Source organism: Corallococcus sp. CA047B, from assembly GCF_003612065.1.
GTDB lineage: Bacteria > Myxococcota > Myxococcia > Myxococcales > Myxococcaceae > Corallococcus > Corallococcus praedator.
This window is the reverse complement of record NZ_RAWD01000086.1, coordinates 1-14,765: the sequence shown is the minus strand read 5'-3', so window position 1 is coordinate 14,765 and position 14,765 is coordinate 1. Positions and strand designations below refer to the sequence as shown.

Below are 14,765 nucleotides of genomic sequence, written 5' to 3'. Positions count from 1 at the left end.
GGGGAGGCTGCCCGGCTGGCGCCTGGGGCCGGGCCACGAGGGAGGGTGAACGCGGGATGCGCCTGCTGCACACGTCGGACTGGCACCTGGGACACACGCTGTATGACGTCTCGCGCGAGGCGGAGCACACCGCGTTCCTGACGTGGCTGCTGGCCACGCTGGAGTCGGAGGAGGTGGACGCGCTCCTGGTGGCCGGGGACATCTTCGACACGGCCAACCCCAGCGCGGAGGCGCAGGCGGCCTGGTACCACTTCATCGCGCGCGCGCGCCGTGCGCTGCCGAAGCTGGACGTGGTGGTGGTGGGCGGCAACCACGACTCCGCGGCGCGACTGGACGCGCCGGATCCGTTGTTCACCGCGCTGGGGGTGCGCGTGGTGGGCGGGCTGCCGCGTCAGCAGGGCGCGCTGGAGCTGGAGCGGCTGGTGGTGCCGGTGCACGACGCGCGCGGGAAGGTGGGCGCGTGGGTGGCGGCGGTGCCGTACCTGCGGCCCTCGGACCTGCCGCCGGTGGCGGACGCGACGGTGGACCGGTTGGTGGAGGGCGTGCGCTCCGTGTACGCGGAGGTGCTGGACGGGGCGCGCAGGCGCCGGCGCTCCGGTCAGGCGCTGGTGACCATGGGCCACTGCTACATGACGGGCTCGGAGCTGTCGGAGCTGAGCGAGCGGAAGATATTGGGCGGCAACCAGCACGCGCTGCCGGTGGACCTGTTCCCGGAGGACGTCGCGTACGCGGCGCTGGGGCACCTGCACAAGGCCCAGCGCGTGGGCGGTCGCGAGGGCGTGCGCTACAGCGGCTCTCCGTTGCCGCTGTCCCTGTCGGAAGCGCACTACAAGCATCAGGTGTTGCTGGTGGACGTGGAGGACGGGGCGCTCAAGCAGGTGCGTCCCTTGCCGGTGCCTCGCACGACGGACATGGTGCGGGTTCCCGCTAGGGACGCGTTGGTGCTCGCGGACGTGCTGGACTTGCTCGCGGCGCTGCCCGCGTTCGAGCCGGGGATGCCGGAGTCGATGCGGCCGTACCTGGAGGTCTGCGTGTCGCTGCCCCGGCCGGAGCCGGCGCTGCGCCACAAGGTGGAGCAGGCGCTGGAGGGACGCGCGGCGCGGCTGGTGAAGCTGACGCCCTTCTACACGGGGACGGGCGGGGCGCTGGCGGACGTGCGGCCGGGGCTGTCGCTGCGGGAGCGCACGCCAGAGGACGTGTTCCTCGCCCGGTATGCGCGGGACTTCAAGGAGCCGCCCACGCCGGAGCTGCTGGAGTCGTTCCACGCGTTGCTCACGCAGGTGCAGGAGGACGCGTCGTGAAGATCCTGGCGATTCGCGGCAGCAACCTCACGAGCTTCTCCGGTGAGTTCAAGCTGGAGCTGGATCAGGCGCCGCTGGACAGGTTGGGCCTGTTCGCCATCTCCGGCGCGACGGGCGCGGGGAAGAGCACGCTCCTGGATGCGCTGTGTCTGGCGCTGTTCGACCGCACGCCCCGGCTGGGTGGGCCCAGCAAGGTGCTGGTGGGCCGCGCGGACGAGGACGAGGAGGCGCGTCTTTCTGCCTACGACGTGCGCGGCATGCTGCGGCGCGGGGCGGGCAAGGGCCACGCGGAGGTGGACTTCCAGGGCAAGGACGGGCGGCGCTACCGGGCGCGCTGGAACGTGTGGCGGGCGCGAGAGCGCGCGGAAGGGCGCTTCCGGCCGCAGGAGCTGAGCCTGACGGACGTGGCCACGGGGCAGTTGTTCGGCCGCACCAAGGGCGAGGTGCTCCAGGCCATTCAGGAGCGGCTGGGGTTGTCGTTCGATCAGTTCCGGCGCTCGGCGCTGCTGGCGCAGGGAGAGTTCGCGGCGTTCCTGCGCGCGGATGCGAACGAGCGCGCGGAGCTGCTGGAGCGGATGACGGGCACGGAGGTGTACAGCCGGCTGTCCGTCGCGGCGCACAAGAAGAACGCGCTGGAACAGGAGGAATTGACGCGGCTGTCGCACGGGCTCGCGGCCATCGCGCTGCTGTCGGATGCGGAGCGGGAGGGCGCGCGCGGCCAGTTGGGCGAGGAGGAGGCCGCGCGGGTGCGCGAAGAGACCCGGCTGCGCGAGGCCGAAGGGGCCCGGTCCTGGTACGCGCTGCGCGCGGAGCTGGTGGGACAGGAACAGGCTTCCGACGTCGCGGTGACGCGGGCCGTGGCGGAGAAGGAGGCGGCGGCGCCTCGCGAGGCCCTGCTGGAGTCGGTGCGCGCGGCGGAGGGGTTCCGCGCGGTCGTGTCGGCGGTGGAGACCGCGGAGCAGCGCTGTGTGCTGGCGGAGGCGGAACAGGTCGGCCGCGCGTCGCAGGCGGAAGCAGCGCTCGCGGCGTCGGCGGCGCAGCGCCAGGTGCGGATGCAGGCGGAGGTGGCGCGGGCGTCGGCGCAGGAGGCGGAGGCCTCGGTGCGTCCGGCGTTGGAGGAGGCGGCGAGGCTGGACACGCGGCGCGCGGAGGCCGAGCGCGAGGCCCGGGAGACCGCGGAGCTGGCGAAGCAGGCACAGGCGGCGGAGACCGCCGCCCAGGAGGCGCTGGCGCTGGTGCAGGCCGCGGAGGCGAAGGCCCAGGGGCTGGTGGACGCGGCCCAGGCGTGGCGCGCCTCGCATGAGAGCTGGGAGCCCCTGGCCACGGAATGGCCCCGCTGGCAGCGCGAGCTGGAGCGCTACGCGGGCGCCCTCAAGGAAGAGCAGGCGGCGGGGACGGACGCGGACCGGTTGGGGAAGGACGTGGACCGGCTGGGCGGCGAGACCCAGGCGCGTCGCGAGGAACACCAGGGCGCGGCCGAGGCCGAAGCGCAGGCGCTGGCATTGGCGACCCACGCGGAGGCGGCGCTGGGGGAGGACGGGGGCGCGGCGCGACGGGCGCTCCGGGAGGCCCTGCTGGCGCGGCAGGATGCGTTGGGGGCACTGGCGCTCGCGGGGGAGGGCGCGCGGGTGGAGGGCTCGGCGGAAGGCGACGCGGACGCGGAAGTGAAGGCGCACCGCGAAGCCTCCGAGCGCGCGCGGGAGGAGGCGAAGGACGCGGCGGCGCGGCGTGCGACGCAGGAAGCGATGCTGCAGGAGGCCCGGCGTGCGCAGTCGCGCGCGGAGGCGACGCAGGGACTGGCCTCGCACCGGGCCGCGCTGCACGAGGGCGAAGCCTGTCCGCTGTGTGGTGCGCTCGAGCATCCGTATGCCCGCGAGGGTTCGGCGTTGGAGGGGCTGGTCGCGGAGGCCGCGGCCCGGGTGGTGGAGCTGGAGTCGGCGCGGGATGTCGCGGCGAAGCAGGAAGGCGCGGCGAGCGTGCGGCAGGCGACGGCGGACACGGCCGCGACGCAGGCAGAAGGTCGGCGCGACACGGCAGCCCGCAGGCGCACGGGACATCAGGAATCATGGAAGGCGGCGCGCGAGCGGTGGATCCGCGCGGTGCTCCCCGGCGTCGACGTGTCCTCATTGCCCGGAGAGGTGCGCTCCGGCGTGGATGGCTCGCTGTCCCCGGCGGCCGCCGCATCCCTGGCAGGCAGGTCCGAGAACTCCCGCGCTGGGGACGCGCCCCCCGAGCACGCGGAGGCCGCTAGCGCGCAGGCGTGGACCCAGAGGGCGCAGGAGGACGTGCGCGTCCGGCTTGCGACCCTGCGTGAGGAGGAGGAGTCAGCGGAGCTCCGGGCCGCCGCCGCGCGAGAGGCCCGTGCCCGCTTGGAGACCCTGCGCACGCGACGCGAGGGCTCCGCCGAAGCGCTGCGCAAGGCCGAGGATGCCCTTGCCCGCGCGGTGCAGGCCCACCGCGAAGCGCTTCTTCGCCGCGACACCGCCCGCGAGGCACGACAGCGCGCGCTCACCGAGGTCGCTCCGCCGTTCGCCAATGAGACCTCTCCCTGGCAGGAGAAGCTCGCGGAGGATCCGCTGCGCTTCCAGGGTCGGTGCCTGGAGCGCGTGACGAAGTGGCGCGAGCGCGTCGCCGAGCTCGAAGCCGCGCGCAAACGCCTGGAGGAAGAGCAGGGCCGCCGTGCCCGGGAAGAGGTCCGCCTCCAGGCCCGCCACGAGGACGCCCAGACCGCGGCCGGACGCGCGAGCCTCAAGGACGCGGCCTTCCAGGACGCCTCGAAGGCCCGCGCGCGACTGCTCCAGGGCCGTCCCACGCAGGAGGTGCGCGCGGAGGTCCAGTCGCGGCTCGACACGGCCGTGGACGCCTACGAGCGCGCCCGCGAGGCCGCCGAGTCCCTCCAGCAGGCGGAGAAGGTGGCCACCGCGCGCGCCGAGGACGCGGTGCGTCTGCGCGCCGAAGCGGTCCGCGCGCTTGAGAGCGCCCAGGCGGTCCTCGCCGAACGCCTCGCGGGCCATGGCACCACGCTGGAAGAACTCAAGGCCCTGCTGTCCCGCGACGCCGCTTGGTGCGACAGCGAAGCGCGCTCGCTCAACGCCCTGCGCGAGTCCGTGGCCCAGGCCCGCGCCGTGCTCGTGGAGCGCCAGGAACGCCGGGTGCGCCATGAAGCCTCGGGCCTCCCCGCGCTGGCCGAAGCCGACGTCGCTGGCCTCTGCGAGCGCCTGCGCACGGATGTCGACGTGCGCCGCCGCGCGGAGGCCATGCTGCGCGCCCGGTTGGACAATGACGACGCGGCCCGCGCACGACACGGCGCGGAGGCACGCGCGCTGGAGCTGCGCCGGGGCGCGGCGGAGGTGTGGAAGACGCTGGGCGACCTCATCGGTTCGCACGACGGGAAGAAGTTCAAGGTGTTCGCCCAGAGCCTCACGCTGGATGCGCTGCTCCTGCACGCCAACGCGCACCTGCGCGAGCTTGCGCGCCGCTACCGGCTGGAGCGCGTGCCCGGCCACGACCTGGATCTCCAGGTGGTGGACGGCGACATGGGCGACGAGGTGCGCAGCGTCGCCAGCCTCTCCGGCGGCGAGAGCTTCCTCGTGTCCCTGGCGCTCGCGCTGGGGCTGGCCTCGCTGTCGTCGGAGACGACGCAGGTGGAGACCCTCTTCATCGATGAGGGCTTCGGCACGTTGGATCCGGAGACGCTGGAGGTGGCGCTGGCCACGCTCGATGCGCTCCAGGCCACCGGCCGGCAGGTGGGCATCATCTCCCACGTGAGCGGGCTGGCGGAGCGCATCGGCGTGCAGGTGCGCGTGGTGAAGCAGGGCGGCGGTCGCAGCCGGCTCGTGGTGGAAGGCGACGGCGGCATCACCGTCGCCTTGGGACAACAGGTGGCGTGAGCCGCCCCGGGCGTCAGCCCGACACCGGCTCCGCGCCCATCAGGCCGCGCACCACCGCGGCCACCGCCAGCGGCGTCGCCACCCGGTCGTCGCTCAGGGCCGCCAGCGCCCGGGCGAACTGCTCCGCCGACGAGAAGCGCTGCGCGGGATGCGGCGCGAGCGCCCGGTCCAACACCAGCGCCAAGGGGTCGGACACCTCCGGCGCCAGCATGCGCACGGGCGTCACCCGCACACCCCGGATGGAGGCCTCCACCTCCTCCTCGGTGCCGCCCTCGAAGGGCGACTCCAGCGACAGCAGCTCGTACAGCAGCACCGCCGCCGCCCACAGGTCCACCGCCACCGACACCTCGCCCGCGAGCAGCTCCGGGGAGCGGTAGTGCTGCTTGCCCATGCGCCGCCAGTCCACCGCCATGCCCGCGCGCGAGCGGGCCACGCCGAAGTCCGCCAGCTTCACCTCGCCGCCGCGCGACAGCAGCACGTTGTGCGGCGACACGTCACAGTGCACCACCGCCAGCGGCCGCCCCTTGGCGTTGGTGGCCGCGTGCGCGTGCGCCAGCGCCTCCAGCACGTGCCGCACCATCATCACCGAGATGTCGATGGGCAGCTCGATGCGCCGACGCCGGCACTGCGCCAGCACCCGGCCCAGGTCGGTGCCCTCCACCAGCTCCAGTGCCAGATAGGGCCCGTCCGCCTGCTCGCCGTACTCGCGGAAGCCCACGATGTGCGGATGCGACAGGCAACGCGCCAGCTCCGCCTCGTGCAGGAGCTGCTCGCGCGCCTCGGGGTCCCTCGCGCGCTCCGGACGCACGCGCTTGAGGGCCACCTCCTCGCCCGCCAGCATCCCCTGCACCATCCGCGCGCGGAACACCTCCGCGTTGCCGCCGCGCCCCAGCCGGGACAGCAGCTGGAATCGCCCGCAGTCGCGGGGCCACTTCTCCAGGGACCCTTCCTCCTGCGTGGTCACGCCTTCTCCCCGCCGACCAGACTCGCCAGGTAGTCGTCGAGCGTCCGCGAGAAGGTGGCGTCGTCGCTCAGGAAGGCCAGGCCCACGCCGCCTGTGTACGGCGCGTCCACCACGTGCACCACCAAAGCCTCGCCCTGCAGCCGCTGGCCGTTGGGCAGCTTCACGTCCACCGTGACGACGCTGTCCTGGGGAGGACGGTGCGCCGTGCGCACGAAGAGGCCGCCGTTGGAGATGTTCAGCGCGTGCTCGCGCACGAAGTCCAGCTCCGTGCGGAACTCCAGCTCCAGCTTCACGGCGAAGCGCCGGCCCCGGCGCTGCGGCCCGTCCTCCGGCGCCTCCTCCTCCGGGGCACGGTAGGACTCGCCGCCCCGCGTGGGCGCGGGTGCGACTTCCGGCGCTGGCGCGGTGGAAAGGGGCGCGGGCGCGGACGGCGGCGGTCGCGCGGCCAGCGCCTCCAGGTGTTGCTGGAGCTCCTGCGCCGCCCGCGCACGCTCGTCGCCGGTGAACGGCGTGCCGCCCGCCAGCGTCTTCGAGCGCAGGGCGTCCCGCTCCGACTTGGGCAGCCGCCACAGCTCCACGAAGGTGCCGCCACTCTTGCGCACCTCCTCGCCCAACCGCTCCACCGCCGCGCGCGGATAGCCGGGCACCTCCACCTTCACCTCCAGCGCACCCTCCTCGTCGCGGAACGCCACCAGCAATTGCATGGACTGCGCGGACGGCAACAACGCGCCCAGGCCCTCCACCACGGACGCCGCCTTCGCGGGCGACGCCCCTCCCCTCCACACCGCCGCGAGACCGAAGACAGGCACGGGCCGGACGATAGCCGAGCCCTCCAGTCCCCCGTCCAGACAGTGCGGTCGGAAACAGGCGACAGCGGCGGACGCAAAGTTTCCAAATCGAGATGCGTCCCTCCTACCAGGGGAGCACCTACATCGGAATTCCGCTCGGCTCCCTCTATGCTGGGGACTCTCCGTAACCCCCCTTCCCGGAGTGCCAACTCGTATGCGCAATTGGATCCGACTCTTCTCCGGCACCCTGCTTGCGGCCACGCTGCTTGCGGGCTGCGGTGGCAGTGACCCAGACCCCGATCCGGGCCCCGGCCCAGGCACCGACGCAGGCCCCTCCGACGATGGCGGCAGCGGCACCGACGCCGGTGTCGTCGACGCGGGCTTCGACGCCGGCTACGTCGAGGACGCAGGCATCATCGTGGACCCCGACCCTGACCCGGGCAAGGTCCCCACCGACCCGTATGATCCGACCAACGCCACCAAGGACTCGGACTGTGACGGCCTGACGGACCAGGAGGAATACTCCACCGTCTACACGGGCGGGTTGAAGACGAGCCCCGGCCTGCGCGACACCGACGGCGACGGCATCCGCGACGGCGTGGAAGTGGGCCGCACGAGCAGCGTGGTCCCCACCTGTTCGTTCTACCCGGATGAGGATCCGGCTTCGCGCACCTCGCCGGTGAAGGTGGACACGGACGGCGACGGCCTGCCGGACGGCCTGGAGGACGCCGACCGCAACGGCAAGCGCGACCTCGGAGAGACGGACCCCAACACCGCGGACTCCGACAATGACGGCCTGTCCGATGGCGTGGAGGACGCGAACAAGAACGGCTCGCTGAGCCCCGGTGAGACGGATCCGCGCAAGCGCGACACCGACGACGACGGCCTGCCGGACGGCCTGGAGAAGTCCACCGGCACGGACCCGCTCAAGCCCGACACCGACGGCGACACCTGCTCGGACGGTTCGGAGGACACGAACAAGAACGGCGTCCACGACCCGGGTGAGAAGAACCCGCGCGTGGCGGACTGCGCCGCGTCCGTCCCCGACACCGACTTCGACGGCATCCCCGACTCGGTGGAGGACGCCACCCAGACGGACAAGACCAAGGCCGACACGGACGGCGACGGCGTGGCGGACGGTGTGGAGGACAAGAACAAGAACGGCCGCGTGGACTCCGGTGAGACGGATCCGCGCCTGACGGACACCGACTGCGACGGCCTCCAGGATGGCGCCGGCCGCAATGGCTTCCTCGGGGAAGACCCCAACTCCAACGGCATCGTGGAGGCCGGCGAGACGAACCCCACCAACCCGGACACCGACGGTGACGGCCTGCTGGACGGCGTGGAGCGCGGCGTGGCGACGGCGGCGGCCCCCCGCACCACCTGCGGCTACTCCGGCGACGCGGACCCCACGACGAAGACGGACCCCACCAAGCCGGACTCCGACGGTGACGGCATCCCGGATGGCGCGGAGGACTCCAACCAGAACGGCCGCGTGGATCCGGGCGAGCTGAACCCGAACAACCCCGCGGACGGCGCGGCCAACACGCCGGCGGGCAAGGCGTGCAGCGCGCAGAACCTGCGCACGGTGACGTTCCGCGAGGACAGCGGCGCGGACATGCGGCTGGCGCTGCCCAACACCTTCAAGACGGCCAACCTCATCAACATCAAGGCCTCCGGACAGACGGTGGGCGTGATGGGCTACGACGACACCAAGCAGGTGACGTTCATCGCGTACAAGCGCGCCCAGGTGGGTTCTTCCACCACGCCGTCCGATGACGAGTCGGGCATCCGCACCGGCACGCCGGAACTGGCGACGGCGACCGTGGAGTTCACCCAGACGTTCACGACCTGGGACGGCTTCCCCGCGGCGGTCTCCCGCTACGCGCTCGCCGGCACCACGGACCTCAAGGCGTTCACCAACACGCTGGTGAAGGCGCTGGTTCCCGCCACCACGGAGCAACTGGGTGGCAACGCCGGCATCACCGGTCCGTTCAAGATTCAAGCGCAGTACGTGCACCGCTCCGACCAGAGCGTGGTGGTGGTGCTCGCCATCACCCCGGCCGGCAGCTACACGGAGGCGGGCAGCCTGTTCACCACGGCGGACACGGCGGGCGGCTCCGCGCTGGCGCAGTTCGGCGACGCGGACGCGGTGCAGTGCGAGGTCTTCACGGGCAACACCGCCATCGTGGACTTCCTCTTCGTGGTGGACGACAGCGGCTCCATGGCGTCGTCGCAGACGTACCTGGCGGAGGCCGCCACGGCCGTCGCCAACAAGCTGGGCAACGCCGCGATGGACTGGCGCCTGGGCATGGTGACGACCAGCTACACCCACGGCGCCAAGCCGAACACGGGCGTGCTGCGCAACTTCACCACCAACGTGAACCAGTTCAAGTCGTGGCTGACCCAGAACGCGGTGTGCAACAACAGCGTGTGCGCCGTGAAGGCCGGCACCAACTACACCCCCATCCCCACCACCGTCTGCACGACGGACAAGCAGTGCTGGGTGGGCCTCGCGGGTGACGGGGCCGAGCGTCCACTGGAGTCGGCGCGCAAGGCCATCAACGACCTGGGGGCCTCCCAGGGCGCCGCGGACACGAAGCTGCGCGCGGGCGCCAAGCTGGTGGTCATCATCCTCACGGACGTGAAGGACCAGTCCACGGACACGGTCGCCAACTACACGGCGTACTTCAACAACACCGGCACCGCGTCCGGGACGACGAGCAACCCCACCGGGCAGTCCATCCAGGTCCACGGCATCATCTGCCCGCCGGATGGCGGCCGTTGTGACGCGTCCGAGGATCCCACCAACCCGCGCCACCTGGACGTCATCCGGGCCACGGGCGGCGTGTCGGGCAGCCTCCGGGACAAGGCGGCCATCACCAACACCATCAACGCCATCGTGGACAGCGTCATCGCCTCGGTGGGCTACCGCACGCTCAAGCCGCCCATTGGCGCGTCCTTGAAGGTGGCCGTGGCTGAAGTGGTGGACCCCGCCGCGTGCCCGAGCATCGGAGACCTGCCGCGCAGCCGCACCAACGGCTTCGACGTGGACGGCATCAACCGCACCGTGTCGTTCTACGGTGCGTGCCGTCCCAAGACGTCCGGTCAGACGCAGGCGGCGCTGTCGTACCGCTACTGGATCGACCGCTCGAACAACCCCAACGGCAGCCCGCCGCCCTGTTCGACGGACACCCAGTACTACAACCCGAACGAAGCGGACTTCTGCACGGGCAAGCTCGCCTGCAACCGCGTCACCGACAAGTGCGAGTGCCCGTCCGACTGCGGCGGCACCGCGCCCGCGGGTCAGGTGTGCAACACCGACCGCGCCGTGTGTGACTTCACCTGCGCGCCGGACTGCGGCGGCGAGTGCGGCACGTTCGAGACGTGCAACACGAACTCCTGCTCGTGCTCCTGCGTGCAGTCCGCGTCCTGCGCGGCGGGCTACAAGTTCGACAACAACGCCTGCGGCTGCGTCTGCGACACGGGCGCGCTCAACTGCGGCACCGGCTTCGCGGCCGACCCGGGCCTCTGCGCCTGCGTCTGCCAGCCGGACTGCGGCGGCTGCGCCCCGGGCTTCGAGTGCAACGTCAGCGCGTGCGCCTGCGAGAAGCCCATCGGTTGATGCGGCGGGAATGAAGACGCTCCCCCGGCGCCGCGCGGACCGGGGGAGCGTGGGTGACTGAGAAGCAAGGCATCCAGAAGCCCCCGGTCTTCACGTCCCTTCCAGGGACCTGAGGGTCGGGGGTTTCTTCGTTCCGGGGCTACTTCTTCCCGGCGGCGGCCTGGGGAAGGCCCGCGACGCGGTAGACGGGGTAGAGGCCGAAGCGCTCATCCCAGGCCGGGTGGCGCTCCGCGAAGAAGCGCAGGCGGGCGCGCGGATCCTTCGCGAACGCGGGGTCCTTCAGGCGCTCCTGGAAGGCGGCCTTCACGCCCGCGTCCTTCGCGAGCAGCTCCCGGGCGAAGGGCTCCACGACGTAGTCCTCGATGTATTCCTTCTGCTCGAAGTGGGCGTTGAAGAAGCCCCACGCCAGGAGCGAGTCCGGCCCGGACGGCTCGAAGAGATGCGCCACCAACTGCACGTTCTTCTGCGCCACGGGCACGTAGAGCGAACCTGCGGCCACATCCTGCGTGTCCGGCTTCCATTCACCCTTCGCGGTGAGGGTCTGGTGGCCTTCGTTGGACTGGGCGCGGAACTGGAAGTCCCGCGAGCGGAACGACTCCACCTTGGCGGCGGGCACCGCGCGGGGGATGCGCTGGAAGGTGATGCCCTGCGTGACGAGTTTCGGCTCCACCCATGCGGCGTGGGCCGCAGGGACGACGTAGCCGCCCGCGGGCAGCGTCACGGTGAGCGCGGGCTTCAGCTCCGGCGCGTACGGCACCGTCCACGTCTGGGGCTTCGTGTCGTCGTAGCGGATCCACGGCTGGCCGGAGATGTCCGACGGCCCGCGCTCGTACGCATAGCCCTTGAACTGGAGCGTCTCCCGCTTCGCGGTGTTCCCCCAGCCGAGCACCACCTCGCGCACCTGGCCGGAGGTGGCCTTCTGGTCCTCCGCCTTCACGGCGGCCAGGAGCGCGGCGCCGTCGCGGGCGACGAGGCGCAACAGGCCCTCCAGCACGTCGCGGGTGGCCTTCACGCGCTGGGCGTGGGTCTTCCACGAATGCGTCTCCACCAGCACGCCGAAGCGGTGGTGGATGGACCAGAAGCCGTGGCTGAAGCGGGGCGGGGGGACGCCGTAGGCGAAGCCGCTCGTCGGGTCATCGTCCTCGAGGAAGGACGGGTAGAAGCCGAGCGGCTGGTGGCCCTGGGCGGTGAGGCCGGTGAAGAGCTCCGCGACCAGCTTCGTGCCCAGCGCCTGGAGCGCGGGCGGGCCGGACTTCTGGGGCTCTATCGCGACGGACACATCGGGTTCGAACTTGGCGCCGTCGGTGACGTGCAGGTCCACGTAGACGAGCGGGTCCCACGCGTTGAGGTACTTGAGCAGCAGCGCCATCTCCGGCGCGTCCACCTTCACGTAGTCGCGGTTGAGGTTGAGGTTCTGCGCGGTGGTGCGGAAGCCCATCTCCTCCGGGCCCACCTGGTTGGGGCGGTGGTTGGGGTTGAAGCGCTCGTGGCCGTCCAGGTTGAAGACGGGAACGAAGACAGCCGTGACGCCCTTGAGCACGTCCGGCAGCGCCTTGCCCTGGAGCGCGTCGCGCAGGAGCCAATAGCCGGCGTCCTTGCCGTCGATTTCACCCGCGTGGATGCCGCCCTGGAAGAAGACGACGGGGCGCTGCTTCTTGCGCGCGGCGTCCGCCGTGAGGGTGCCGTCCTGGCTGACGACCAGCGCCACCAGCGGGCGTCCCTCCGGGGACAGGCCCAGCGTGTCGCAGCGCGCCCTGCCAGGGAACGCCTTGGGAAGGGCGCGGCAGAGGCCTTCGGCTTCCGCGTAGCGGCCGGTGCGCGTCCAGCCGCTCTGCTCGGAGGTGGAGGTGAGGGGTGGTGCCTGCGTGAGGACCAGGGCGGTGAGGGTGGGCAGGAGCATGCCTGCTTGAGAACACAAGCCCCGCCGGGGCTCAACCGTGGCGCACGGTGTGCGTGCCGCCCACGGGCAGCACGTGCACGCGGTCGCGCGGCCAGCCCCGGCGCAGCCACTCCGCGTCCAGGCGGACGGGCGGCTCGTCGAGCGGCTCGTCGGTGAGCTTGAACGTGCCCCAGTGCATGGCGAAGAACGCGAGCGCCCCCAGGTCCTCGAAGGCCTGCACGGCCTCCTCCGGGTTCATGTGCTGGAAGCGCATGAACCACGCCGGGTCATACGCGCCAATGGGCAGCAGCGCCGCGTCCAGGTGCGGGAAGCGCGAGCCAATCTCCTTGAAGCCCTGGAAGTAGGCGGTGTCGCCGGAGTGGTAGACGCGCGCGCTGGAGCCCTCCACCACGAAGCCGCCCCACAGCATCTGGTTGGCGTCGTTGAGGCCGCGGCGGCTCCAGTGCTGCGACGGCACGTAGTGCACGCGCACGGGCCCCACCTGCGTGGACTCCCACCAGTCCAGCTCGCTGAAGGGCAGGCCCTCGCCCTGGAAGATGGGCGCGTGGCCCAGGCCGGTGATGACGCGGGCCCCCACCTGCTTGAGCGTGGGCAGGTCCAGGTGGTCGTAGTGGTTGTGGGACACGAGGCTCGCGGTGATGGGCGGCAGCTTCTCCACCGGCACGCCGGGCGGCACGTTGCGGTGGATGACCACGTTGATGGCGTCGCGCAGCACCGGGTCGATGAGCAGCGACACGCCATCCAGTTGCACCAGCCAGCTTGCGTGACCCAGCCACGTCAGCCGCGCGCCCTCGCCCGGGGCGGGAGGGGTGGCAAGCACCGCGAGGTCCGGCTCCACGTGCGGCACGGTGGCGCGCGCGGGCGACTTGCGGCGCTTGCCCGAAAGCTTGTCCACCACGGCCCACTTGAAGACGGTGTTGAACGGGTGCGGTCCGCTGCCATCCAGGTTCTTGAAGCGCATCGCCATGAGTGGCTCCCCGTGTCGGGCATCCCTCGAGGATGGACCCGCACGCCTCTCGGGTGGAGTCATGCTCGGCAGGCGGGGCGGGGCGCAAGGGGAATGAGGTATCGGGGCTCTGGTGGAGGACACCGGGGCGCGGGACCGGGCCCCGGCCATATAAGAAGGCCCGTGATGCGCCCTGTCTCCGGCACCACCACCCGCAGGTTGTTGCTCGCGTTCGGCGCGCTGGTGGCGCTGTTCGCGGCGGCGTCGGGCTATGCGCTCGGCCGGCTGTCGGACATCCATGAGGGCACGCACGCGCTGCGCGAGGTGGGCGGACGGGCGCGGGAGGCGCGCGAGCTGGCCACGGCGGTGCGCGACCAGTACGCGCACCTGGCGCACACCATCATCCTGGGCAATGACAGCCACCGGCGCTTCCACACGGAGGCCCGCGCCCGCGTGGAGGCGCTGACGCGGAGGCTTTCGCAGCAGGCGCGCGACGCGGAGGAGCGCGCGGCGGTGGCGGACATCCAGGCGGCGGGTGACGCGCTGGACGTCCTCTACCGGGACACGCTGCTGCCCGCGGTGATGGCGAAGGACGCGCGCGCGGTGGAGGCGGCGCACGGGCAGGCCCTGGAGTGGGTGTCGCGCATCCAGGCGCGGGTGGATGGGCTGACGGAGCGCTCGGACGCGTCGATGGCGGCGTTCGAGGCGCACGTGGGCGCGGTGGAGCGCGACAGCTTCCGCTGGGCGCTGCTGTTCCTGGGCGGGGCCACGCTGTTCGCGGCGGGCGTGGGCGTCTACATCGGCAACTCGGTGGCGCGGCCGGTGGCGCGGCTGTCGGAAGGGGCGGCCCGGCTGGCGCGCGGGGACCTGGACGTGCGCATCCCGGAGGATGACCCGGGAGAGCTGGGCCATCTGGCCGCGCAGCTCAACCGGATGACGGGGGCCCTGCGCGCGCACCAGTCGCAGCTCGTCCAGCACGAGAAGCTCGCGGGCATCGGCCGGCTGGCGGCGGGCGTGGCGCATGAAATCAACAACCCGCTGGGCGTCATCCTCGGGTACGTGCGGCTGTTGCAGCGGCGGGCGGAGGGCACGCTCGCGGAGGACCTGCGCGTGGTGGAGGAGGAGGCGGTGCGCTGTCAGGACATCGTGGAGGGGCTGCTGGACCTGTCGCGTCCGGGACGCGGGCCGGTGGAGCCGGTGGCGCTGCGCGAGGCGTGTGAAGAGGTGGTGGCCCGCCTGCGCGAGTCCGCCCTCCTGGGCCCGGTGACGGTGGAGGTCCACGGTGAAGGCATCGCGTGGGTGCAGCCGTCCCGGTTGCGGCAGGTGCTGCTCAACCTGGTGAAGAACTGTC

The 14,765-nt window shown here is 72.1% G+C and carries 8 protein-coding genes; 4 read left to right on the top strand and 4 right to left on the bottom strand.

Annotated features, from left to right (window positions below):
• Nucleotides 1–56 precede the first annotated feature (56 nt).
• On the top strand, nucleotides 57–1,301 hold the full coding sequence (locus D7X74_RS15865; protein WP_120533806.1) for an exonuclease SbcCD subunit D: 1,245 nt from the start codon (nucleotides 57–59) through the stop codon (nucleotides 1,299–1,301).
• A complete protein-coding gene (locus tag D7X74_RS15860) occupies nucleotides 1,298–5,191 on the top strand; it encodes an AAA family ATPase (RefSeq protein WP_120533805.1) in 3,894 nt (1,297 codons plus the stop codon). The genes D7X74_RS15865 and D7X74_RS15860 overlap by 4 nt, the downstream gene beginning before the upstream one ends.
• A 13-nt stretch (nucleotides 5,192–5,204) precedes the next feature.
• Here D7X74_RS15860 and D7X74_RS15855 read toward each other — a convergent pair whose 3' ends face one another.
• Together D7X74_RS15855 and D7X74_RS15850 are read right to left on the bottom strand one after the other, a co-directional pair.
• Nucleotides 5,205–6,155 (bottom strand): serine/threonine-protein kinase, encoded by a 951-nt coding sequence (locus D7X74_RS15855; protein WP_233602115.1) that lies wholly within the window; start codon nucleotides 6,153–6,155, stop codon nucleotides 5,205–5,207.
• Nucleotides 6,152–6,964, bottom strand: a complete 813-nt coding sequence (locus tag D7X74_RS15850) for a TIGR02266 family protein (protein WP_120533804.1) — start codon at nucleotides 6,962–6,964, stop codon at nucleotides 6,152–6,154. Before D7X74_RS15850 ends, D7X74_RS15855 begins: the two co-directional genes overlap by 4 nt.
• A 193-nt stretch (nucleotides 6,965–7,157) precedes the next feature.
• Between D7X74_RS15850 and cglD the strand changes: the two genes are divergently transcribed.
• Nucleotides 7,158–10,568 carry an adventurous gliding motility lipoprotein CglD gene (cglD, locus tag D7X74_RS15845; protein ID WP_120533803.1) on the top strand — a complete coding sequence of 1,137 codons (3,411 nt, stop codon included), beginning with the start codon at nucleotides 7,158–7,160 and terminating at the stop codon, nucleotides 10,566–10,568.
• A gap of 139 nt (nucleotides 10,569–10,707) precedes the next feature.
• Here the strand turns inward: cglD and D7X74_RS15840 are convergent, their stop codons facing one another.
• Together D7X74_RS15840 and D7X74_RS15835 are read right to left on the bottom strand one after the other, a co-directional pair.
• Nucleotides 10,708–12,468 (bottom strand): M14 family zinc carboxypeptidase, encoded by a 1,761-nt coding sequence (locus D7X74_RS15840; protein ID WP_120533802.1) that lies wholly within the window; start codon nucleotides 12,466–12,468, stop codon nucleotides 10,708–10,710.
• 31 nt (nucleotides 12,469–12,499) lie between these two features.
• The gene (locus D7X74_RS15835) at nucleotides 12,500–13,435 is read right to left on the bottom strand and encodes an MBL fold metallo-hydrolase (RefSeq protein WP_120533801.1); all 936 of its coding nucleotides are present in this window, start codon (nucleotides 13,433–13,435) and stop codon (nucleotides 12,500–12,502) included.
• 165 nt (nucleotides 13,436–13,600) lie between these two features.
• Here D7X74_RS15835 and D7X74_RS15830 point away from each other — a divergent pair.
• The coding region (locus D7X74_RS15830) for a sensor histidine kinase (protein WP_120533800.1) at nucleotides 13,601–14,765 on the top strand (1,165 nt) is incomplete at its 3' end.

Coding starts and splice junctions, on each gene's coding strand:
- D7X74_RS15840 (WP_120533802.1), bottom strand. CDS start 12,468: ATGCTCCTGCCCACCCTCACCGCCCTGGTCCTCACGCAGGCACCACCC.
- D7X74_RS15865 (WP_120533806.1), top strand. CDS start 57: ATGCGCCTGCTGCACACGTCGGACTGGCACCTGGGACACACGCTGTAT.
- D7X74_RS15835 (WP_120533801.1), bottom strand. CDS start 13,435: ATGGCGATGCGCTTCAAGAACCTGGATGGCAGCGGACCGCACCCGTTC.
- cglD (WP_120533803.1), top strand. CDS start 7,158: ATGCGCAATTGGATCCGACTCTTCTCCGGCACCCTGCTTGCGGCCACG.